General features: G+C 55.6%; 13 protein-coding genes. 4 read left to right on the plus strand and 9 right to left on the minus strand.

What is annotated here, in order from left to right:
- Window positions 1–48: 48 nt before the first annotated feature.
- Together rfbA and CS006_RS02680 are read right to left on the minus strand one after the other, a co-directional pair.
- Window positions 49–936: a glucose-1-phosphate thymidylyltransferase RfbA gene (rfbA, locus tag CS006_RS02675; RefSeq protein WP_100510211.1), complete on the minus strand. Its 888-nt coding sequence runs from the start codon at window positions 934–936 to the stop codon at window positions 49–51.
- Between the two features lie 155 nt (window positions 937–1091).
- A complete protein-coding gene (locus tag CS006_RS02680; protein WP_100510212.1) occupies window positions 1092–4163 on the minus strand; it encodes a DUF4422 domain-containing protein in 3072 nt (1023 codons plus the stop codon).
- A gap of 156 nt (window positions 4164–4319) precedes the next feature.
- Here CS006_RS02680 and CS006_RS02685 point away from each other — a divergent pair, with 156 nt between their 5' ends.
- From CS006_RS02685 to CS006_RS02695, 3 genes are all read left to right on the plus strand, one after another.
- Window positions 4320–5192 carry an ABC transporter permease gene (locus tag CS006_RS02685; RefSeq protein ID WP_100510213.1) on the plus strand — a complete coding sequence of 291 codons (873 nt, stop codon included), beginning with the start codon at window positions 4320–4322 and terminating at the stop codon, window positions 5190–5192.
- Window positions 5192–6493 carry an ABC transporter ATP-binding protein gene (locus tag CS006_RS02690; protein WP_100510214.1) on the plus strand — a complete coding sequence of 434 codons (1302 nt, stop codon included), beginning with the start codon at window positions 5192–5194 and terminating at the stop codon, window positions 6491–6493. Before CS006_RS02685 ends, CS006_RS02690 begins: the two co-directional genes overlap by 1 nt.
- A gap of 113 nt (window positions 6494–6606) precedes the next feature.
- Window positions 6607–8727, plus strand: coding sequence for a hypothetical protein (locus CS006_RS02695; RefSeq protein WP_133119519.1), 2121 nt, complete (start codon window positions 6607–6609; stop codon window positions 8725–8727).
- Window positions 8728–8775: 48 nt separating this feature from the next.
- Here CS006_RS02695 and CS006_RS02700 read toward each other — a convergent pair whose 3' ends face one another.
- A complete protein-coding gene (locus CS006_RS02700; protein ID WP_100510216.1) occupies window positions 8776–12417 on the minus strand; it encodes an alpha-L-rhamnosidase-related protein in 3642 nt (1213 codons plus the stop codon).
- A gap of 11 nt (window positions 12418–12428) precedes the next feature.
- Between CS006_RS02700 and CS006_RS02705 the strand changes: the two genes are divergently transcribed.
- The gene (locus tag CS006_RS02705; protein ID WP_100510217.1) at window positions 12429–12803 is read left to right on the plus strand and encodes a hypothetical protein; all 375 of its coding nucleotides are present in this window, start codon (window positions 12429–12431) and stop codon (window positions 12801–12803) included.
- A 228-nt stretch (window positions 12804–13031) separates the two neighbouring features.
- Here the strand turns inward: CS006_RS02705 and CS006_RS02710 are convergent, their stop codons facing one another.
- From CS006_RS02710 to CS006_RS02735, 6 genes are all read right to left on the minus strand, one after another.
- Window positions 13032–15611 (minus strand): S8 family peptidase, encoded by a 2580-nt coding sequence (locus CS006_RS02710; RefSeq protein ID WP_165777189.1) that lies wholly within the window; start codon window positions 15609–15611, stop codon window positions 13032–13034.
- A 164-nt stretch (window positions 15612–15775) separates the two neighbouring features.
- Window positions 15776–18433 (minus strand): InlB B-repeat-containing protein, encoded by a 2658-nt coding sequence (locus CS006_RS02715; RefSeq protein WP_100510219.1) that lies wholly within the window; start codon window positions 18431–18433, stop codon window positions 15776–15778.
- A 206-nt stretch (window positions 18434–18639) separates the two neighbouring features.
- Complete coding sequence (locus CS006_RS02720) at window positions 18640–20277, minus strand: immunoglobulin-like domain-containing protein (protein ID WP_165777190.1); 1638 nt, start codon at window positions 20275–20277, stop codon at window positions 18640–18642.
- Between the two features lie 268 nt (window positions 20278–20545).
- Window positions 20546–22663, minus strand: coding sequence for a GH25 family lysozyme (locus tag CS006_RS02725; RefSeq protein ID WP_423734822.1), 2118 nt, complete (start codon window positions 22661–22663; stop codon window positions 20546–20548).
- Window positions 22664–22832: 169 nt separating this feature from the next.
- On the minus strand, window positions 22833–23516 hold the full coding sequence (locus CS006_RS02730; protein WP_423734823.1) for a trimeric intracellular cation channel family protein: 684 nt from the start codon (window positions 23514–23516) through the stop codon (window positions 22833–22835).
- Between the two features lie 72 nt (window positions 23517–23588).
- Window positions 23589–24998 (minus strand): APC family permease, encoded by a 1410-nt coding sequence (locus CS006_RS02735; protein ID WP_100510221.1) that lies wholly within the window; start codon window positions 24996–24998, stop codon window positions 23589–23591.
- Between the last annotated feature and the right edge of the window lie 20 nt (window positions 24999–25018).

Genomic DNA, 25018 nt, shown 5'->3' on the forward strand with positions numbered 1-25018 from the left:
GGATTGATATCACCTTTAACTGTCTTGCCTTTTAGACTTAAACGATGCTCAGTGAAGCAGACGGTCCTGCGCGACCTGCTTCAGATGCTGTCCGTAGTTCGACTTGCCATACTGCTGCGCCGCCTCTTCCAGCGTCTCCTTGGAAATCCAGCCATTGAGGTAGGCGATTTCCTCCGGCACCGAAATCGGCATGCTCTGCGAGCGCTCCACAGCACGGACGAATTCACCGGCCTCGTACAGCGATTCCATGGTGCCGGTGTCGAGCCAAGCGAAGCCTCGGTTGAGTGTGACAACCTGCAGTGAATCATCTTCGAGATACATACGATTCAGATCGGTGATCTCCAGCTCGCCTCGTGCGGAAGGCTTGACCTGCTTGGCCATTTCCACCACTCGCGAATCATAGAAATACAGTCCCGTGACCGCATAATTCGACTTCGGATGCTCAGGCTTCTCCTCGATGGAGATGGCCTTGTTCTCATCATCGAATTCGATGACGCCGAAACGCTCGGGATCGTCGACGTAATAGCCGAACACCGTGGCACCACCCTTGTGCTCGGCATGTTCGACAGCAGCTTTCAAGCGCTTGGAAAGTCCGTTGCCGTAGAAGATGTTGTCTCCCAGCACCAGAGCGCAGGCTTCTCCCTCGATGAATTCCTCACCGAGCAGGAACGCTTGAGCCAGGCCATCAGGAGACGGTTGCACCTTGTAGGAAATCTCAAGGCCAAAACGAGAGCCGTCGCCGAGCAGACGCTCGAAATTTGGCAGGTCATGCGGCGTGGAAATCACGAGAATCTCACGGATGCCGGCGAGCATAAGCGTCGACAACGGATAGTAAATCATTGGCTTGTCGTAGACGGGAAGCAGCTGCTTCGACGTCACGGAAGTCAGAGGATACAGCCTCGTTCCTGAACCGCCTGCGAGAATAATGCCTTTCAATATGCCCTCCGAATTCCATAATGCGCCATGATGAACACCATCATGGCAATGCTTGAATCATCTTATCGTCTGAGCCTGATTGCAGCGGCCCCCGCATAAAGACGGGCAGCCATGTTTGGTGAACGTACTCCGAACATGGCCGCCCATTAATCGCACTACTGTCGCCCACGTGCCATACGCATCAGGGACTTCAGGACTTCTCTACGAGCAGTACCAATAGGTGCAACCGGATCGACGAATTTGCGCAGACCGCTGTCTTCTCCTACCGCGCGCTCATGCATGGGCTTTGGGACTTCATGGATAACAGTGACGGTCTTTTCACCGGCAATCTGCTTGAGGAGTCGCTCATAGAACGGTGTCTCGCGCGCATAATCCCAGTACACATCGGCGAAATCGCAGTCCGGCTTCTTCCACGGCTTCTCGAAACCGGCATAGTGGATGATTCGCGGATTGGCACGGGACGCGATATACGCGTCGTATGCATAGTTCGGGGCAAACGAAAACACGTTTGCCACTCGGCCGGCGCAATCGTGAACGACATTCCATTCCCAATCAAGATACGTGACCTTGCCTTCGCAATGCGCGTTCAACACATCCTGATCGTTGTAGATGAACTCAGGATTGGATGCATATTCCAGCCACTGCTGAATGGTGTAATGCTCACGCATGGCCTTGGTGTTCAGCACCAGCACGCCAGCCTGGAAGTACGAGTACGGGTCCTTCATGCCGAGAACCTGCCTGGTGTACTTCATACGAATGCCGTCGTTGATGTTGAGATTACCGAGATAATCGACATCATGACAGGCAGCCAGCAGATTATCGCCAAGCTCGGTGTCATACAGCTCGGAGATGTCGCCGTTGACCACCAAGTCGGCATCAAGATACAGCACCTTGCCGTAGAACGGCAGAACCTGTTGAATAAGGAATCGATAATATGTCTCAATGCTGATGTGCTCGTTGTTGGTGTCGAGCTTATAGCCGGCAATCTCACGATTCACATTCACAAAGCGCAGATTCATGTTCTTGAACCGTGCAAAGAACTTGCGCATCGACTCTTGGTTCACCCACGCGATATCTTTCTGGAGAACAGTCACGTCGTAATACCGGTCCGCCGAAGCGTTCTTCATCGCCGAATAAATCGTGGTGGTCAGCTGCGCCACATAGTTGTTGTCGGCAGCGAATACCACCGGAACGATATCGGTGCGCTCGAAGCTGGTTCCTTCCATATTCACCGGCTGCTCGGAGTACGACTTGTCCGGATCGGTGAAGTGCACGCACTGCAGTTCCTTGGTCTTCAAGCCCGAATTGACTCGCTTCTGGTGCATCAGCCAGATATTGAACAGTCGTTCGGAAAGATGGCCCGGAGTGCGCAGGGCCTCCTTGCTGTAGAGGCTCATATCCGTTGTCTTTTCGAATTTCTCAAGTAGCGGGAACATCCATTCGCAGTATGCGAAGAACTGTTCCTTACGCATGATGTACATGTTGCAGAAACACGAGAAATTACCGTCCAAGAACGCATCGGCATCCTGCTTGTAGTCAGGGTGCATGACGCACAGAATGTCATAAACATGACGGAGATCCTTGAACTTCAAATACGGTGCCGCAGCATATAGTTTCTTGGGAGTCCCGTGCCCGTCAATGACTTCACGGAGGTCCTTGATGCCAGTGGTGATGATGTCATATCCGCGAACAGTCTTGGTAATTGAGGAGTCATCGAGCTTGTACTCTTTTATGGCTGCATCGTCAATGTAGTCATCGATGATTTCGCCATAATCATTCTCCTCATGCTCGATATCCGAGAAGTCGAAGTATCGACGGTAATGGCAGAAGCCGTAATACTCAGCGTCAATGTTCTTCCAAGCCCAATACTGCGTGGTCAGCTCGCAATACATGGGGTTCTTTTCGGAGATATTCTCTCCATCGTCATCGTGATAGGTAAAGGGGAATCGACCATTCTTCAAGCCGTTTCCGACCTGAACCATCTGAATAATATCGCCCTCGGGCATATCGACGGGCTTATGGGACGTTACAAAAAGCCTAATCGGGGACTTCTCCCATCGATGCATTTTTTCGATTCCCTCAGCTTCTTCCAGATGATTCAACGCCGTTCCTTTCATCGCGTCGTATTTCGGGTAATACGGACTTGTTATATCGATTTGCAAGTGTGCAATGGCCTTCTGCAGAATATCGATCTCCTGATGGAGCGATTCCGAAGACATGTCTTCTTCTTGCCTGGCCTGCTGTAGAAACGCATAGGCTTTATCACGCAAGAAACGATACAGTTCCGATGCCAACGCAGTATTGTCCCAGTCTTTTTTCAGCAGAGCAATCGCAGGAATCTTTTCGCTGGAAACAAGATGATCCTGCCATTCGTTGCAGGTATGGTCCAATAGTTTATTGGCAACGTCTCGTTGTGCTATATCAAGCGCAGACTGATAACCTGCATCATTAGTGGACTCTTTACGGTTTTTCGCGAAGCGAGCGATGCAACCGTATGCCAATATATTCTGACGAGCAATATCGGTAAAATCGCGCAAAGAAATCGCACTGTCCTTGGTTAGTCCACGACCAAGATTGTAGATATACCAAGGTGAGTCGCCTATGGAACGATAGGATTCAGCCAAGGCTGCCGCAACGAAGAACGCATACGCATCCTCGGAACGAGTCAAACGAACATCTTCGACCCTGCTCATTGCTTCGCGCATGAGTGTTCCATCGAACATCTTATGTGCAACGTTCCAATCAAAGCCGTCATCGGAAAAAGCCGTGGCCAGTATATCGGCGCCCGTCAATTCCCGTGTCGACGGATTCATGAATGATGACATTCCTTCTGCGGTTGAAACGGGAACATCGTCCGTCGCATTGATGGCAACTCCGAAATGGAGAATCTGAGCGGGGGACCGTTTCTGTTCTTCCATCAAACGAGCAAAGCAGCCATCCACATACGAATCATCAGGATCGAGATAAAGAACGTAGCTTCCGGAGGATGCCAGTGTTCCTGTTTTTCTTGCTCGGAGGGTACCTTCATTGGTCTCATGCCGGATAAGCCGCACCCTTTTATCCTTATGCTCAAATTCATGAGCTATATCAATCGTATTATCTTTGCTGCAATCATCTACAATGATGACCTCGATATCGGCGAATGATTGTGAAAGCACGCTTTCAAGGCAATCGGCCAAATACGGCTCCGCATTATATGCCGGAATGACAATCGATATTGCTGGCACGTAATCCTCACTCTTAAACGGAGATTCAATCGTTCAGTTATCGTAATTGTACGATGGCTCGCATACAGCGACCTCGAAGGACTTTCGTACAATAAAAAAAGTCTTCGCCCCCATAGACGTCGCGAAGGGAATCCCCGCTAGTAGGATAGGACGCTTGTGACTGACGTATTCAAGAAATTCGGCGAGAAGTACCGCTATTCCATAGTGGTGTTCAAGGAGCTGGTGAAAACCGATTTCCAGCTGCGGTATCAGGGCTCGTTCCTTGGCATGGCCTGGTCGGTGCTGAAACCGTTGATGCTGTTCGGCGTGATGTATGTGGTGTTCGTGCGATTCCTCAAGTTCACGGATGGCACACCAACCTTCCCGATTTCGCTGCTGTGCGGAACCTGCCTGTGGAGCTTCTGCAGCGAGGGCACCAGCCAGGGTCTTCTGTCCATCGTGAACCGTGGCGACCTGTTGCGTAAGGTGCATTTTCCGAACTACATCATCGTGGCCTCCACCACTATGGGCTCCATGATCTCCTTGGGCCTTGGTCTGCTGGTGGTCATCGTCTTCGGTTTCTTCGCCCACGCGCATTACACGTGGCGCGTGCTGCTGGTGCCGTTCAGCATTCTCCAGCTGTACTGCCTAGTGCTGGGAACCGCACTGATTCTGGCGACCCTGTACGTGTATTTCCGCGATGTGGCACATATCTGGGAAGTCGTATTGCAGGCGTTGTTCTACTCCATCCCGATCATCTACCCGCTGTCGATGGTGGCGAAGTCCTACCCGGTGATCGCCAAGCTGCTGCTGCTCAACCCCGTGGCACAGCCGATCATGGACATCCGGCACAACCTGCTCTCACCGGAATACGTGCCCACCGTATGGTCGAGCGTGAACTCCCTTGGCGAGGCCAAGGCATCGAATGCCTGGCTGTGGCTTGATTCCTGGTGGGTCTCCATCATTCCCTATATCTGCACGTTCCTTATCCTGTGGCTGGGCATTCACCTGTTCAGCAAGTACAGCCAGAAGTTCGCGGAGGTGCTGTGATGACCACGACCGACAAGACCGAATCCACCGTCGAAGCGCTGCCTAACGAGGACGCTCCCGTCGTGCTTTCCGTGCAGCATGTGGCCAAGTCGTTCAAGCTGCCGACCGAACAGGCCAACGGTCTGAAGATGGCCTTCCTGAACTGGACGAAGGGCATCAAGGGCTACAAGGAGCAGCAGGTGCTGCGCGACATCACCTTCGATGTGCATCAGGGCGACTTCTTCGGCATCGTGGGCCGTAACGGCTCCGGCAAATCCACGCTGCTGAAGATCATCTCGAAGATTTACAAGCCCGAAAAGGGCACCGTGACCGTCAAAGGCAAGCTGGTGCCGTTCATCGAACTCGGCGTGGGCTTCAACCCCGAGCTCACCGGCCGTGAGAACGTCTACCTGAACGGCGCTCTTCTGGGCTTCACCCATGAGCAGATCGACGAGATGTACGACGACATCGTACGGTTCGCCGAGCTTGAGGACTTCATGGACCAGAAGCTCAAGAACTACTCCTCCGGCATGCAGGTGCGCTTGGCGTTCTCCGTGGCCATTCAGGCACAGGGAGATATTCTGGTGCTCGACGAGGTGCTGGCCGTCGGCGACGAGGCGTTCCAGCGCAAGTGCGACAACTTCTTCAGCGACATCAAGAAGGACAAGACCAAGACCGTCATCCTCGTCACCCACGACATGGCCTCGGTGAAGAAGTACTGCAACAAGGCCATCCTCATCAAGGACGGCGAGATCGTCGTCAACGGCAACAAGGACGACGCCGCCGGACAGTACACGCTGGAAAACCTCAAGGCCGAAGGCAAGGAGATTCCTGCGGAGGATGCGGAACAGGGAAAGCCTGAGGAACCAGAATACGAGCTTGGTCTCAGCGAAACCGTGCCCGTGTTCAACATCCGCCCGGCCGGTTCCCCGGTCTGCACCAGCGAATCCGGCTTCCAGTTCGACATCGAATACGAGTACAACGGCGACGAGGACTTCTACATCCCCATGTCCGTATTGGACGTCAAGCGTGGAGGCATCCCCTACGACTGTGGTCCGGCCATCCACCTCACCGAGCGCGGACATCACGTGGCACACTTCACCATGCCGCTGACGTATCTGAACTCCGGGGATTATCGAATCATCGCAACGATTCGCGTGACGGAGACCCCCGGCAATTTCATTACATGGAAGCAGGTGGCCTTCACCAACGACAAAAACTCCTGCGATTTCGCCATTCGCAACAACGAAAAAGAAGGCAAGGATTACGCCTTGCTCAACGACAAGGCAATGAACATCACGCTTACCAAGCTTGATGACTGATTGTTCTCTAGGGCCGGTGCTTAGTTACCGGCCCTTTCACGTGTATTCCGAAGTCATAGGGCATGAATAAAAGGCACGCATCACAGGAATCGCCATCGGCAACAGCGGCAACAATGATTACAAAATCATGGCAGCTCATCCGCAAGCACCGAAGTGTTTCACTTACCGCAATGGCGATAATCGCCATAATCATTATCGCGATACTGCCGATGCCGGCATATAACGTGCATTATTCGCTGACATATGATCAGTCTTTGCCTTCGTCGACCAAAGTGATCTTCCAATTCGATGATAATGCCGCATTCCCGGAAAGCGCACGGCAACAAGCCTCCATACAAGGCTCTGTAGCCGATATACGATTAGATACGCTCAACGCCGATTCGCATAATCTACGTATCATCACTACAGGTACCAGAGCAAAACCGGTCCATTTGGATATATCGGTCAATATTTTTAACGAATACAGACCTACGGCATACAGCATATCGGTACATCAGACTTCTTCCAATGGTTTCGTCCGCATTTCCCCATCCGAGCTGACGACCATGCAACATGCGGCCCAGCATCTTTCCATAATTCGAGTGGCTTTACTGATGTTGACGGCAATGCTGTGGCTCATCGCTTTGATACGCGTCACTATAGGTAGGAGCCTACAGTCGGCACACTTCTATGCAGGAGTGGCCATTGTATTGGTAACCCTATGGCTCATTCGTTGTATTTCCGCACTGCCATCGCTCGACTACAGTCGTTTCCCCTATCGGAGCTTGGCCGCAGGAATTCTGCTCGGATTTCTTGTCCTTATCGGCATCAATATGCACCGATATGCCAATAACGTGCATAAAACCATGGTGATTGTTATCGATTACGTCACCATAGCGGCATACATTCTCGCGCAATTTCTTATCTACATCAAGTATTTCCCGCGCGATTACGACGAAAGCGCTCATATGTCTTACGTCGCCTATGAGAAAATTCATCATGAGCTGTTCCCGACGTTCGAAAACATCAAAATCTATGAGGATGCCTACACCATGTCCGGTACCATGGATCTTTCTTCATTCCATGAGTTCAACCAACTGGGACATCCACCACTGTATTACCTCATCATGAGTATCATGCCGGGAATCACCCGCTCGTCAGGCACAGTGGAATACCACATCAATTGGCTACGAGCGTCTTCCTTCGGCATCGGATTCCTCGGCATTCTTCTTGCCATGTATCTTGGATACACGCGAATCAGCAAGAAATCCCCCATCCTCCATCTGGTGTTCGCAACGGTTCTTATTGCCCCTGCGAATTTCGTCTTTGTCATGAGTGGAGTAAATAACGATACGCTGTGTTTTCTCACTGTAAGCATTTTTACTTGGGGAATGCTGCGCTTCCGAGAAAGAAAATTCGACTATGTGACATTCCTGCTGATTGTGGTGGGAATGTCAACTTCTCTGCTGACCAAGCTGACCGCGGGAATGATTACGAGCTTCATCGGACTTTTCGCCCTAATCGCAACAATTCGAGACGAACAAATCCGCACTGTTCTCAAGAGCAGGCAATTCCTCATCTCAATCCCCTTGTACCTGCCTCCCGTCGTATATTACACACGAACATTACTTCACTATCATGCCATTCAGCCCAGCTATCAGAAGCTTGATCCCTACGGTTATTACCATTCCACGTTCTACTACGCACTGGAAAAGCGGTCAGAACTAGACGTATTCGCATACATCAAGCATTTTGGAGAGGGTATCATGCGGTCTTGGTGGTCCATGCCTTGGCAACCGGATATCACTCGATCTCATACTTCCTCACTGACATTCGATGCCCTTGCCGTCAGTATGCTGGTATTCATTCCCATCGTGATTTTTGCTGTCCAGCGTAATCGGTTGGGAAACACGCTCGCCATGGCCATGGCGGCGTTGATAATTACTCTGTTCCAGCAGTTCTCCAATGCTTTAAAGGGTTTCTATGTCAACGGATACACCGGAGGCACGCAGTCGAGGTATTACCTATGCGCCATGGTGTTCCTTGCGATGACTGTCGTATGGATGATGGCGCACTGGTTTGGCCGCGACAAACGAGATGACAGGATAACTGATGAATCTGATGATGCCCGCGGCAATATCATCGGTTCAATCACACCAACCGGTCAGATGGTTTGCGCAGCTTTTGTGATGTGGCTGGTCTATGACGGATTTCTCAGCTCATTCTTGCTGCATATGGCGGAGATTCAGCACTAGAACGTGGAGACCGGCAGATGGCTACCGACCTTTCACCACGCCCGATTCCTACCGCCGCACCGCCAGCGTGTCCGAACCGTCGGCGTTCCAGTCGCCTATCAGAACTCGGTCGTTGGCACGACCATAGGCAATGGTCACGTCGGCGACGCCGCTGGTGATGGTGTTCTTGAAGAAATACGTATTGCCACGACGTACGGCGAAGGTATCGGACGAGTCGCCGTCCCAATCGCCCACCAATACCGTATCGTTGGCACGACCGTAGGCAACGACGGTATCGGCTTCGCCACCGGAGATGGAGTCCTTCACGTAATACGTGTTGCCACGCCGTACCGCCAGCGTGTCCTTGCCGTCGCCATCCCAATCGCCGACCAACACGGTGTCGGAAGCTTTGCCATAGCCGATCACACGATCGGCCTGGCCCCCTGAAATCGAATTCTTGAAGTAATAGACGTTTCCACGACGCACAGCGAACGTGTCCTTGCCGTCACCGTCCCAGTCACCAACCAATACCATGTCGTTGGCACGACCATAGGCAATGGTCTTGTCGGCTTTACCACCCGAGATGGAGTCCTTCACGTAATACGTGTTGCCGCGACGAACGGCCAGCGTGTCCTTGCCGTCACCGTCCCAGTCACCGACCAACGTCACGTCGGACGGCTTGCCGTAGACAATCACACTATCGGCTTTGCCGCCCTTCAAAGAATTGGCGAAATAATACGTGGCGCCCTTGAGCGTCTTGCCACCGGTATTCGCGGCATCGGCAACGGTAATGAACACGGTTCGACCATCGGACGGCAGGGCGGTGTCCTTGGCGACAATCGTCACCTGGATGGCACGCAGAACCGCGCCGGAGGCATCCACACCAGAACGCTCCCCATCCTTGGTCCATCCGGTCCATCCCCGAGTGGAATCCAGCACACGGTACCGAATGCTGTACCGTTTTTCGGCGGCACCGGTCAGACGGAAACGAACACCGGTGATCGCCGACTTGTCTTTCGTTGCGGCCGCACTCCCCGCTGCGACATATTTCGACCACGATCCGGAACGAGAGAACACCGAGGTCTGCACGTCACCACCAAGATTGCTGGAATCCAGGGCGAGCGCAACGGACTTCAATCCCGTGTTACGCCCGACCCAACTGCTTTTCTCCCCGACATAGACCGGAGCCACCGTCGACCCGTCGGCCAGCGTCGAGTTGACCGCCACGGGATTGACTACGGTGACGGCATGGGCTCCGCCATCAACCGTAATCTTCAGGCCATCATTGCCAATCGTCGGAGTCTCAACCGTTCGACCGTCCAACTGCACCTGCGCCAGCTTGGTCACACCGTCGACGTGCAGCACGGTCTTGCCTCCATACGGGGCGCTGACGTTCACTGTCATCGTGCGACCGCTGCGCTTGGCGGACGTCGTGACGGAACCGCGCGGCGTGGGCACGCTTTCGTTGGTACTGGTCAACGTGGCATTGTTCACGCGCACCGTATACGCATCGAAACCGGCGGAAGTCGGCACCGCGCCGGCGACGCCGTCAATCAGCGCGGCGCCACCGCCCGCACCCCACACGTGAGAGTACGTCATGTTGGATTTCGACGCTTCATCCCACGCTTCGGGCGCAATCGTGGCACCAAGCTTGTTCAACACCGCGGCATACGTGCGTTTGTCGGAGGAATCCGTGCGCGCCAGCAGACGGATGGCGAGGTCGGTGTGGCCGGAGCGAACCAGTCCCTCATACAGGAAGTATGCGGAATAGATGCTGCCGGACGACTGCCGGCCCTCTTTCTCGATGGTCTCCGCCACGGCGTCCGCCATGCTCTGATTGGAGTAGATGCCGTATGCGAGCGCGAAGTAGTCGTTCTGCACCACGTGGTGGGTGACGATCTGGCCGTTGGATGCCAATCCGTCGTAGAACGTGTTGGTTCTCTTGGAATAGCACTTGCTGATCAGCGTGTTGGTTATGGTTTTGCCGATGTTGGCGTAGTTTGCGGCGTCGGCCGTGTGACCGGTGACTTTGGCGAGCTCGGCCATGTTTTTGTAGGCTTCGGCAGCCACCGCGTTGATGACGGTTTTGTACTGCACTTTGTTGAGGTTGTAGTTCGGCAGTTCGGTGCGCGGCCAGTCCACGAGGTCGACAGTGGATCCGGCCCGGGAGACGAGACCGATCGAGGAACTGTATCGCACGGTTGCGAGCATTGTTTTCAACGTGTTGTACTGCGTGGCGGCATAGTTTGCGTCGCCGGTGTGCAGATAGTCCTGATATATGCCGATGATGCTCATCAGACGGTATTCGGTGTATTGGGACGGGTTCTTCAGACACCAGTTCCAGGTGTTGCGTACGGGCAGGTAGTCTTCGCTGACGCCGTAGCTCAACGACTGGTAGACGAGGTTGTCGCCTTCGTACGGACGTCGCTCGCGGGTGATGGAGTCGGAGACGGTGTCGAGCGTGGTCGCCGTATGCGAGTATTTCGATAGTGCGTAGACCTTGTTGAGCATCGTGTCGTTGCTGGAGAACGAACTGACGGATGTGTCGTAGGGCAGCAAAGTTTCCACGCCGGAGATCTTGCTGGCGGTGAGCGTACCGGGATAGTTGTAGATGGTGACGTAGCGGAAGCCTCGCAGGCTGTAGCCGGTGAATGTGATATTGGAACCTTGGAACTGCCAGATTTCATCGTATACGTTGCCGGTGTTCATCCGGTATTTGGCTTTGCCTCCGGCCAGTTGTTCACCTTCGGTGATGCGGATGCCGCGTTTGGCGGATGTGCTGGCGGTCAGTCTGATATCGCCGATGATCTCCTTGTCGAAGGCCACCGTATAGCTGCCGTCGCTGTTCTTTGTGACAGATGACGGCTTCTTCAGTCGCCGGATGGTGTTGTCGACGATGGACGGGGCCAGCTTGTAACCGCTGGTCAAGGACAGTTTCCGAGGCGTGCTCCACGGCTTGGTGTTGAAATCGTTGACGGTGTTCCAAGCGAAATCGAACTTCGTGATGTCGAGGTTCTGCGCGAGCTCCCGGTAGTAGCTCGTGCCGATGGACTGGTTGGAGGAACCATAGATGACACCGTCCATGGGCGTGATCTGTGTCCGTGCCGCATCGCGTGCCGAATTATAGACAACCTTCTTCTGCCCGTTGGCGTAGAAGTACGTCAGCTGCATGAGGATGCCGGAGTTCTTGGCTTGGGAATAGCTGTAGAGCCCGATGATGTTGTTGGCGGCGGTAAGTCGGCTAGTGATGTCGAAGCTGTTGTAGTACACGACGTTGCCGGCTCGTCGGGTGGGGCCCACGCCGATTTCGGTGCCGTTGACGTAGGCGTTGTATACGTGACGGCGGGCGGCCTCGGTATCGGTCGCGGTGATGGAGAGGATGGCCTTCTCCACGCCCTGCTCCTTGGCGATCTTGGCTCTGGTGAGATTGGCGACGCTGGCCTTCTGCGTCCAGGTCAGGTTGGTGGAAGCGAAACCGGAACCCACCGCCGTGACGAAGGGGGTTGGTGCGGATGTTTCGGAAGCGCCGTTCTGATATGAGACCTCGACCTGCCAGTAGTACAGTTCGTTGTCGGCAAGTACGGTGGCCAATCCCGGAACGGTGACGGACGTCTGCTTGGCGCTGGAGACCCATGATCCCTGATATACGACGTTCTGGGCGTCGGACCGGGAGAAGATCGCTGTTGTGCCGACTGCACGCGGTTCTTCCATGAGAACGTCAAATGGTTCTTGTCGGCGTTCTTGGCATAGTCGAGCAGGTTGATCTTCAGCGAATACGGGGCTTGGCTGGCACGACGCTGCTTGAACGTGGTGCCTTGATCCTGCGTACCGGCGTCGCCGAACTGTTGAATGGATGTGCTGTTGTCTTCGGGGACGGACTGCTGCGTGGCCTCTTTGTCTCCAACCTGGGGATTCTGCAGCTGCGGGCGGTTGGCGTTATCGAGTTGCGACTGCTGCTGTTCGAGTCGTTCGTCATCGGCCATCGCCTGCTGGATTTCCTGCTGGCTCATGGCAGGGTCTTCCATACCCTCTTCCGCGGTAGCCACTGCCGTTACGGCAAAGCCGCTGACGGTCATTGCCATGGCGATCGTCATTGACAGTATCTGCTTGCCCCGCTTGCCGAAAACACCCACTGCTCTCTCCTACTCAGTCACGACACAGGTGTTTTGATTGTACCGGCTCACCCCTACACCCCTTAATACATAAAATGCCCCCGCCGGAACCCGGCGAGGGACGTTTTTCAAGGGACGTGAGATCACACTCCCCTCAGTCCGCCCTGCGGCGGCCAGCTCCCCTCAAGGAGGGGAGCCGAGGGAGAGAACAACTCACCTCCACGTGCCGACGAGCACGGTGTCGTTGGGCTTGCCGTAGCCGATCACGCGATCGGCGGGACCGCCCGACATCGAGTTCTTCACGTAGTACACGTTGCCGCGACGCACAGCCAACGTATCCGTACGGTCGCCGTTCCAATCACCAACCAGAACGGTATCGGCGGGTTTGCCGTAGCCCACGACCTTATCGGCTTGGCCGCCGGCGATGGCGTTCTTGATGAAGTAACGGTTGCCGCGACGCACGGCCAAGGTATCCTTGCCGTCGCCATTCCAATCGCCAACCAGCACCGTATCGCCGGGCTTGCCATAACCGATCACGCGATCCGCCTTGCCGCCGGAGATCGAATTCTTGATGTAGTACGTATTGCCACGACGCACGGCCAAGGTGTCCTTGCCGTCGCCATTCCAATCGCCAACCAGCACCGTATCGCCGGGACGGCCATAGGCGATCACCTTGTCGGCCACACCGCCCGAAATCGAGTTCTTCACGTAATACAGGTTCCCACGACGCACGGCCAACGTATCGACGCCGTCGCCATCCCAGTCGCCCACCGGGATCGTGTCATTCGGCCGGCCATATGCGATCACACGATTGGCTTTACCGCCCGAAATCGAATACTTGAAGTAATACGTATTGCCACGACGAACAGCCAATGTATCCTTATGAGACTTCGTCGACGGATTCGACGGCTCAGAAGGCTTCGACGAACCATTCGCCTTCACGGTATACGAGATTTTCATCGTCGTATCATCGTCGGCGTCCTTACTGCTGTTCCGACCGTAGGCGGTGACGGTCAGGGTCTTGTTCGCGGTCTTCGAGACATTGGAATAGTCCACGTCTTTCGTCAGCGTCAATGTTCCCGTGCCGTTCTTCGAGGCCGTTGCGGCACCGGAGAACGCACCGGACGTGACGGCACCTCCCATGACGGCTCGAATCTTCACCTTGCCGCCAATCGTGGCCCCACGCAGATTCGACCACGTCGAGCCGCCATTTGTCGAATACTGCACGGAAGCAATCGTGGCCTTCGGCTGATTCTTCGTCACGGCCGCATACGCATTGACCATGCCAGCTCCGCGATATTCCTTGCCGTCGGCCGATGCCGAAAGCTGCTTGTAGTTGGCCTGCCTGAGCAGCTGGGCCTTGATCTGCGCGGCCGTGTACTCGGGGTGGATACCCTTGATAAGCGATGCCACGCCGGCCACATGCGGCGCCGCCATCGACGTGCCGGTGGCCGAAGCCCAACCGTTGTCAAACCCTTCATACGGGTACGCCGAGGAGATATCCGTTCCCGGCCCGGCGATGGAAATGCCCTTGGCGCCGTAATTCGAGCTGTCGGAACGGGAGAACGTGCCGTTGGCGTTCTTCTGCACGTTCGACACCACCATCACGCCGGGCATGTTAGTCATGGATGCGAACAACCCCTGGCCGCCGACGATTGGACGGTTCTGAATCGGCGAGCCAGTATCGTTGGGGCTCTTTGAATCCGTGGCGAGATTGTCCAAATCCTGACTGTCGTTCATTGCCGCGGCAATGAGCAACACGTTGTTGTTCTGCATGTATTCGGTGGCACGGAGTACCACCTCGTATCCGGCGGCCTGCGTCGGATTGTTCGGCATCCAATAATGCCACGGGTCCACGCTGAAACTGGCGTTGATGATCGGAATCCGATGGTCGACGGACCAGTTGAGGCCGCAGACCGCATACTCCGGATAGATGAGGGTATGATAGCTTACACGGATGTTCGCCAGTTTGGCCTGTGGATTGACGCTGTTGTCGTAGGTAAGCCATCCGGCGTTATAGGTCTTGCCTGCGATGGTACCCGCCACATGGGTGGCATGGTAGAAGGTGTTCTGGCTGTCCATGAAATCGTCATCCACCTGATTGCGTTTGCTGGCATTACCATCGGGAACGCCATTGGTGATGCAAGACGTGGATGCATTGGTGTCAATCTGGCCGACGAGATCCTCATGCCGCTCATCGATGCCGGAATCCATGACGCCTACGGTTACGCTGTTAAGCTTGACGTTCTTGGAAATCACCTGCTTGGCCTTGTCGCCACCGATGGCCTTAATACCCCAGAGACCGTCCTGATAGGTGAGTTGTTGGGTCGCCTTTTCCGAGTCCTTGGTCCCCTCGAATGTATCCTCGCCATACGTGGATATACCGTTCTGCAGCACGTTTTCGTCGGAACGTACCGGGGACTGGCGCGTGTCGCCGACCGAATGCAACGCGATGCCGTTTCTGGCGGCTGCGGCCGCGTAATCCTTGGCGAATGACTTGCTGGCGGCCTGCACGAAGAACGAGCCGAACTGCGGATAGGACGCCAGTACGGTCGCGCCGGAATTCTCCTGCTGAGCGACCGTGGCCACCAGGTTCTTCGCCTTCGTCATCGTCGACGAACCGGCGTGCTCGTCCGCCAGATTGATGGCATAGTTGCGTATCGCATCCTCGCTCCATTCCGGCGACACCAACGGGGATGATGCTGCGGAAACGGACGTCGTCGCCACAGCGAAACCACTGAACATCATGACTGCGGCCGTTGCCGCACCCATGATTCGTTTGCCGATACCCATGCTCTTTTTTCCTCTTTCTCCTACATCAGTGGAACCCATCCTCGTCGCGAGCCCTAAACATCAGGATACCCCCTATATACGCATACGTGACGGGGGTTTAACGACAATTGGTCTCCTCCTGTGGTAGGAGGAGACCAATAAGGCAACAAATTGACGATGCTGAACTATCGCCACTTACCGACAAGAACAACATCGTCGGCTTTGCCATAGCCGACCACATTGTCCGCAGCACCGCCGGAAATCGAGTTCTTCACGTAGTAGACGTTGCCTCGACGAACCGCCAAGGTATCCTTACCATCACCATTCCAATCACCGACCAGCACCGTATCGGAGGACTTGCCATAACCGATGACACGATCAGCGGCGCCACCGCTCATCGAGTTCTTTACGTGATACACATTCCCACGGCGCACGGCCAAGGTATCCTTACCATCACCATTCCAATCACCGACCAGCACGACATCGTTCGCGCGACCATAGGCAATGACCTTGTCAGCGGCGCCACCGGAGATGGAATTCTTGATGTAATACGTATTGCCACGGCGAACGGCAAGCGTATCCTTGCCATCGCCATCCCAATCACCGACAAGGACCGTATCACTGGGGCGCCCGTAGGCGATCACCTTATCGGCCTGACCACCGGAAATGGAGTTCTTCACGTAATACTGGTTGCCGCGGCGAACCGCCAACGTGTCGGTTCCGTCACCATCCCAGTCTCCTACGAGCACAGTGTCATTTGCCTTGCCATAACCGACCACGCGATCTGCGGAACCACCTGTAATCGAGTACTTGAAATAATACGTATTGCCCCGACGCACTGCCAATGAGTCAATCTGCTTGCTCCAACGCCCATACAGCGTGATATCACTATGAATCGGCTCGGTGAAATCGTAACCGAATCCACCTTTGGGCGCCGTGTACCAGCCAAGGAAGTAATATCCGTCACGCTTGGGGAATGACGGAGCCGTGGCGGCGTCGCCTTCCTGTATCTTCTTTGGAGTCACTTTGGAGCCGCCCTGCGAGTCGAAGGTCACAGTGTACGAGTCGAGCGTATTCACCACGGTGACATCCACGCTGATGGTCTGGCCCGCAACCGTTCCGGTCACAGCGAAAGTATTACCGGCAGTGGCGTAGTCGCCTGCAGCTGGCGTCTTCCACACAATCGTCTCCTGTGTGGTCGCACCATCGGCCCAATGCACCACGGCCTTCTTGGCCAGAGCAGGAGCGACGCCGACCTTGGTCTTGATGACGTTCTGGTAGTCGACGGACGAGACCTTCATGGGATTGACGGTGATCTTCACCGTAACCGCAGCGGTCGTATTGTTCTTGCCGTATGCTGTGCCTTTGACAGTATATACGGCACCGGTACGGACGGAGTATTGCTGCTTGGTCAGCTTGTTCCATGTGATGTTTGCCGTACCGGTGGTGCCGTCCTTATAGGTCACGGAAACCGTCTTCGGATATGCCGGCTCGACGCCGGCTTCTGTGGTCACCGCCGCGATGGAGCCAACCGACGTAATCTTCAGCGCCTGATTGAGGTACGTCTGCACCTGGTTGCGTATGTTGTTCATCTGCGCCTTCAGGTACGTGCCAGGGCAGTCGGTGTTGTTGGCCGAATCGACGGAGGCGTGCTCCTTATCGCCGTGACCTGAGATGCGGTTCTGCGTGCCCTTGTACGAGAACTTGTCCTTGGCATTGGTGATGCCCATGCCTTCGAACTCCCACGCGATCGACGCACTCACGCTCTTCAGTGCAGCGGCACTGGGCTGCGCGATTTCGAAGTTGCCGAGAATGGAGATGCCGAATGTCGCCGCATTGAAACCTCGGGACTGGGCTCCGATGATGTTGTTGGCCTGCACCACCTTGTTGGCCACGCCGTCGTCACGGCCTTCCCACACACCGCCGAACCGGTCGACCAGCAGGTTGTAGCCGATGTCGCCCCAGCTCAGTGTCTTGCAATGGTAGTAGTAGATGTTCTGCACAAGCACCTTGGCCTCGGCCTGCGAGTAGTTGTTGGCGTTATCGGTATGGTGCACGATGGCGCCCTGCCACTTGCCCTTCTCGGGAGTCCAGCTCATCTTGGGCAGGCCACTTCTCCACCAGGATTCACGGGTATGAATCGCACCAGTGACCGGTTGACTGCTGGCCGTGGAGGCCGTCACCGCTGCGGCAGATCGTACCCGAGCAGAGGCAGCACTCGAGGCCTCATACGAGGAAGACTCCGTTGTGGCACCATCAGGAGTCTCCGCCTCGTCATAGCCGGAATCGATGACGACGAGTTTCGGATTCGAGACTTCGCCAGCTGCTTCAGCCGGCACTTCCAATCGAATCTCGGCCTTATCGGCGGCACCAACATAATACAGTCCGGTGGACTGCATCGCGGCCTGTTCCGCGGTTTCGGAATCCGGCCGCTCATCGTTAAGCGCCAAATCAGTCCATTCGCTCCACTGATTGTTCTCGAAGTATCGAATGCTCGCCGTGACCGGAGACTGCGTTGCCGATTCCGCGCTTTGTGTCCAAGTCGCCGCCACCGAGGACAATCCCTTGATATCCGCAGAAGCAGTCAGCTCCTTGGCACCGGTATTGCCGCTTCGACGCAGGGAATACGGAGTGACTTGCGAGGAAGATGAAAAAACGTATTCCGCTGATGACGGCTCATGCGTCGCCACCACCTGTGTGGCGTCGAATGACGACTCGTCAGCAGTGACGACGCCCGCTTCTGCGGCATTCGCCGAGACCGGAGCAATCATTGCAAGTGTGCATAGCACTCCTGCGGTTACACCAAGTAGCTGCCGCCAATCATGATTCTCTAATGTTGCCATTGCTGTTCCTCACTTCTCCCGTATTGGAGACAACTAACCCATCTGTGTCCACAACATCCGTTTTCCACGGTAGCAGCGTAGTATGGGCAGACAGGACAACGCTCCATATGTGGACTCAATTCCCCCAAATGCCCATGGAAAAGGCGGCCGCCATGATGACGACCGCCTAAGGTGTTCACTCAATAGTTGAATTGACGATACACCAGTCACTCCCATGCTCCGACGAGAACAATGTCGTTCGCACGACCATAGCCCACGACCTTGTCGGCCGCACCGCCACTGATGGAGTTCTTGATGTAATACGTGTTGCCACGACGAACGGCCAACGAATCCGTCTTGTTGCCGTCCCAGTCGCCGACAAGAACCGTATCGGAAGCACGCCCGTAGCCGATGACACGGTCGGCCTGACCGCCACTGATGGAGTTCTTCACGTAGTACGTGTTGCCACGACGAACGGCAAGTGTATCCTTGCCGTCGCCGTCCCAATCACCAACAAGAATCGTGTCATTGGCACGACCGTAGGCAATCACCTTGTCGGCTTTACCACCGGATATCGAGTCCTTGATGTAGTACAGATTGCCTCGACGCACCGCAAGCGTATCCTTGCCATCGCCGTTCCAATCACCTACCAGTACGGTATCATTCGCCTTGCCATAGCCGATGACCTTGTCGGCCTGGCCGCCGGATATCGAGTTCTTCACGTAGTATAGATTGCCGCGACGCACCGCCAACGTATCGACGCGGTCGCCATTCCAGTCGCCAACCAGCACCGTGTCGTTCGCCTTGCCATAAGCAGCTACGGCGTCCGCCTGACCTCCGGAAATCGTGTACTTGAAGTAGTACGTGTTGCCACGACGAACGGCAAGCGAGTCCACGAACACATTGGGATCGCGCACGGTGACCGTACGAGTGATCGTAGCCTTGTTGCCTGCCTTGTCCGAAACGGTATACACCAGTGTGTACTTGCCAATCCGAGTCGTGTTGACCGACCCAGAAATTTGAATCTTTGCCGTGATATCACCATCACGATCGTCCCTGGCGGTCACGCCGGCACGCGGATTAAACGACTTGCCCGCCTTGAGCGATACATTGTCTGCCCCAGTAATCACCGGCTTCGTGGTGTCCTTATCAAGGTCGGCGAGCGCCTGCGCAACGGTTTGCGTCTTTCCTTGAGCACTCTTGCTGTTGCCGATTTCCATCACGGCAACGGTCGCACCCTTCCAAGAACCGCTCGAAACCTTAGCCACACCAAAGCCAACGATATCAGCGTAGGGGCTGACCATGGCAAGATAATGGCCATATCCCTGGCGGCTCGCCGTGCTGGTGGCGTTCAGCTCGTTGAACCACATGCTGACAGGATTATATGAACTGCCATATTCGGGATAGCTGATGGCCAGGTTTTCCGGTCCGAAGAAATACCCGCCCTGATACTGATCGGAATCGGAAAGATTATAATCATCGCACCAACTTGGACGACCATTGGTCATGTTGCTATGGCTAATCGGATCATTGGGATGGGTCACGGCCCGTTTGGCCAGCTCATTGGCACGAGTCTGCGCCCACTTGGTCATGTCGGAATTGACCTTCAGCGTGGCTACCGGTTTGCCATTGCCTGAAATCGACGGAATCATCGATGCTGGGATGTTTTCATTGGAGTCGGCTTTGATGGCGGCTGAAATCTGCGACGGCGTCAGCACCTTACGCGTCTTTGCGCGAACCGCATTCACCTGATTGATGTATTGCAGCGACTGCTTGGCGTTGTCCTTCGCAGCGGAGTTCGTACCGACTGCGGCAGATGCTGTGACTGTCGTCATGCCCATGGCAAGCACCGTAGTCAATGCCACGACGACTCCTATGATTCTTTTTCCCGCTCTCATGGTTCCTCCCCTTAGTTGGATTACGACCCTCCTCTTCGAAGGCCCTATACAGCACAATACCCCCTAAACGTCCCGAGAAAACTCGTACGGAGATAGTGTTTCATAAATCTTCGGACCACGTTCATGCAAGTAGCTCTGCTTACGCAAACGAGCCGGGACTATGCAGGTCCCGGCCCGTCAATCAGATGCTGTCATGGCATTACCCAAATAGTACGGAGGTAACGACTATGCGGAATCAGCGACGAACGCATAGGGAGTCGGATTTGTCGCCGTTCCAATCACCTACAAGTACACGGTCTGAAGAGGAGCCGTATCCAATGACCTTGTCTGCGGCATCACCGTGAATGGAGTTCTTGATGTAATAAGCGTTGCCACGACGGATAGCCAACGTATCCTTGCCATCACCATCCCAATCACCAACCAAAACCGTATCCCCGGCTTTGCCGTAGGAAATGACTCGGTCGGCCGCACCACCCGTCATGGAATTCTTGAAATAGTAGGTGTTGCCACGGCGAACGGCCAGCGTATCCTTGCCATCACCATCCCAATCACCAACCAAAACCGTATCCCCGGCACGACCGTAACCGACGACCTTATCGGCTGCTCCGCCGCTGATGGAATTCTTGATGTAATAGACGTTGCCACGGCGAACAGCAAGGGTATCGCCGTTCCTGCCATTCCAGTTTCCAGCCAGTACCGTGTCAGAAGCTTTTCCGTAACCGACAACTTTATCGGCGGCGCCACCGGTAATCGAATCCTTGACGTAGTACACGTTGCCGCGGCGGATGGTCAGAGAATCCTTGCCGTCGCCGTCCCAATCGCCGGAGAACACGGTATCGCCGGCCTTGCCGTAGACGACGGTCTTATCAGCAGACCCACCGGAAATTGAATTCTTGAAGTAATAGGTGGCACTGGGAGAGTACGGTTCCATACTCACTGCCTTGTAATTACCAAGCGCATTCATATCCACATCGCCGCTGATGCCGTTGATGCGGCCGCCGGCGCTGTACTGCCAGCCGCGGTAGTTCATGGAGAAGTTGAACGTGTTGCGGGCGCCGTAGCTGGCGACCCACTGGGTCTTCGCGTGGATGCTGGAGCTATTCAGCTCGTTGTTGAGATACGACACGTACGAGTACACGGCGAGGTTGGTGTATCCGCCGGCCTTCATGGTCGCGTACCACGAGTTGACGAGCCCCTCGTACACCTTCGGACTGGTCGGATGTTGGAAACCTGTCCACGTCCAATCCTCGAGGTCGTAATAGACAGGGTAGGAAAGATCCTTCGGCGAGACGCCGGCCTTCTTCAGCTGGTTGAGGATGTTCGTGGCCTCGTGCGATGCGAACGTGTTGTCGTATGCGTACGAATACAGGTAGATGCCGAACGGAATCTTCAGACGCTTGCATTCGCTGATGTTACGCAAAGCCTTGGCGTCCAAGGCGGCGGTGCCATAACCGATGCGGATGATGGCACCCTCCACGCCGGCGGCCTTGGCCTTCGCCCAGTCGATGTTGCCGTTGTGCTCGGAAACGTCGATCACGCCCTTGGCCTGCTGCACGAACAGATTGTTCTTGTAGTCGAAGAACGCGGGCGTGCCGTTATACGTACCCCAGTGGGCGCCGTATTCGTTGTTCGGAAGCTTCGCCGTGCGCACGGTCGGCGTAGTTTCGCTCACGTATGACGAAGTGGAAGCCTGACCGTCAGAAGACTGGTTTTCAGCGGACTGACCGTTGGTGGACTGGTCATTCTTATCATTGGACTCAGCCTGTGCGTTGTCTTGCGCGTTGCCAGCGTTGCCAGCCTCAGGCTGTGATTCATCGGCACCGGCATTACCGGCATTCTCGTCGGTCGATGAGTTATCGCCACTGCTATCGGAACCGGAGGCATCAGACGGCTGCTCGACCGTCCTGCCGGCCTCCTCCATCTGGTCCTTGACCTCGTCCATCGACACGGGGATGAACGACTTGCCGTCGGTCTTCGCCAGCGGGTCGGCAGGCTGATCATTGGTACCGACCAACTTCGGGTCGGTGACCGTCTCGCCCGTCTCGATGTTCTTCAACTCACCGTCGGATGTGGTTGCATACTTCGGAGCCGTCATCACGTCATCGTCGGAGATCTCGGCACTCACCTTGTCCGGCAGCTCCACACTCGGATTCTCCGGCACTGCATCCTGCGATGCGACGGTCGTCCCCTCCCCCTGAGACTGCAGCTGCGTCTCATCGGCGGCGGACGTCACCGCATAATCACTGATTCGGCCGTTCTGGCCGTTCTCGCCAACCGCATCCAACACCTCGGCATTCGCCATCACCGGCAACGACAGGCCGGCCACCGCAACCACGGCCACGGCAGTCGTCAACCACCCACGATTTCTCATCAATTATTTCCCGTCTCTGAGGGTTTCGACTTCGTATAAAAATAACCCAATCACAAAGCTTATCGCCTCCCTTTTACGCATTCTCCCAATACCCCCGTTGCCTCAAATCCCAACACCTAGTTTTCACATAAACAAGTCATGCACAACAGCGTCATTCCGACTTAGGAATATCCCGCCGCACTGCTCCGGGCAACGTGATGTCAAAGCGAACGGAAAGAACGCGCAGCGCGACGACCAGTACGACGATGGCCACGTCCAGCGCCATCTCAACGTCCAAGCCCCAGGACCAGTGCACGACCGAACGATACACGCATACCGTCAATATGCAACCCACGAACGAGGGCACGGCGTACCAATGCTTGTCCCGGATAACGGCGGGGACCTCGCTGAGAATCATGTCACGTATCAGACCACCGGCGAGCGCGGTGAACATGCCCAGAAACACCGATACCATGCCGGACATGCCGTAAGCCAATGATTTCGCCGTGCCGTTGACGGCGAACAGCCCCAATCCCATGGCGTCGGTGACGATCATGGACCAACGCAGGTGTTCGATTTCCGGGTGCGCGACCGCAACGACGATGCCGGACATCAATGTTGTAAGCACCAGTCCTTTGTCGGCGATGCCGACCGGAGGAAGTGCACCAAGCAGGGTATCGCGGATGATGCCGCCACCGAGAGCGGTCATCCATGCGGCCACGAGGATGGCGAACAAATCGTATTGTTTCTTAACTGCGGCCAGTCCGCCGGATAGTCCACAACAAAATATGGCGAGGTATTCGATGCCCATGAATACGGCATTGCTTTCCAATACGACCGGTTGATTCATGAGCATCTTTTCCTCGCCATTGCAGGAGGCCCTGATCGGCGTCAAGCGTCCCGGACCCAGCGTCTTATGGTCTTGCCATCAGGCGTCCAAATCAAGTTCAGCGCTACGACCGTGTGCTTTCTGCACAAAGAGCACCACCAGTCCGATGATGAACCATACGCCGCCGACTGCAAGCGCACTCACGTTGGCGTGCATGAGCACGTATACGAGAATCGCGAACCCGATCAGCGGGAACAGCCCCTTGGTGACGAATGCCTTCTCATGCTTGCGGACGAGGAACAGCGCTATGACGGAAAGGTTCAGCAGCGCGAATGACGAAAGCGCGCCGACGTTCACCAGCGAGGAAATCATCGAGACATCGCCGACGAAGATGAATCCAAGCACGAGCGTGATGCCGCCGACCAGCAGGGTGGCATTGCGCGGAACCTTGTGCTTCGGGGAGACCTGGCCAAGGAATCCCGGCAGCATACGGTCGCGACCCATGGAGAACAATACTCGGGAGACGGCTGCCTGCGAGGTGAGCACGTTGCCGACGGCGGACAGCACGGACACGCCTGCCGCACACGCTACCTTCAACGGGGTGCCGCCGACCATGTAGGCCACGTCGAAGAACGCCTCATTGGTGGCATTGCCGTCGGCGAAGCTCTGCACATCGGGAACCAGCCAGGTGGCAAGCGCCGTCAACGCCACGAAGCAGAAGATGACGATGAACAGCGAGATGATGATGGCGCGGCCAACCGCCTTGCCACCGCCCTTGGCCTCTTCCGACAACGTGGAGATGGCGTCGAAGCCGAGGAAGTTCAGCGCGGCCACGGAGATGGCGGTGAACACGAAGTCCACGGAGAAACTCGACGAATCGTAGAACGGGCGGGCGGAGAAGTGCGCTCCGTTGACACCCTTCATCACTGCGGCGGTGGCGAACCAGACGAACAGCACGAAGACGATGATCTGGCAGAGCAGCAGTATCTTGTCGAGACTGTCGGCCCATTTGATGCCCATGCAGTTTGCGGTGGTGGACAATGCGATGTACAGCACCACCCAGATGATCTGCGGCACAGCCGGCAGAATCGAATGCATGGCCACGGCGCCGAGCACGGATGCCAGCGTGGGGAACAGCAGGTAGTCGAGTAGGATCAGCCATCCGGAAAGGAAGCCGACCTGTTTGCCGAGTCCGGCTCCCACATAGGAGTAGACGGAACCGGCCGTGGGAATGGTATTCGCCATGATGCGGTACGACATGGCGGTGAATAGCATGGCGATGAATCCGATGATGTAGGTCAGCGCAACCATGCCATGGGAGAGATTGAATACGACGCCGAAGATGGACATCGGCGCGATGGGCACGATGAACACCAGACCGTATACGACCAGTGCGGACGTGGGCAGCGAGCGCTTCAGCTCCTGCTTGTAGCCTTGGCTTTCCAGTGCTTGTTCGGCGGAGCTCACTGCGGACTGTTCAGGTCCCGCAGTCGGTGTGTTTGCAGACATGATGACTCCTTACTGCTGCG

The sequence above is a fragment of the Bifidobacterium primatium genome (assembly GCF_002802875.1).
Classification (GTDB): Bacteria; Actinomycetota; Actinomycetes; order Actinomycetales; family Bifidobacteriaceae; genus Galliscardovia; species Galliscardovia primatium.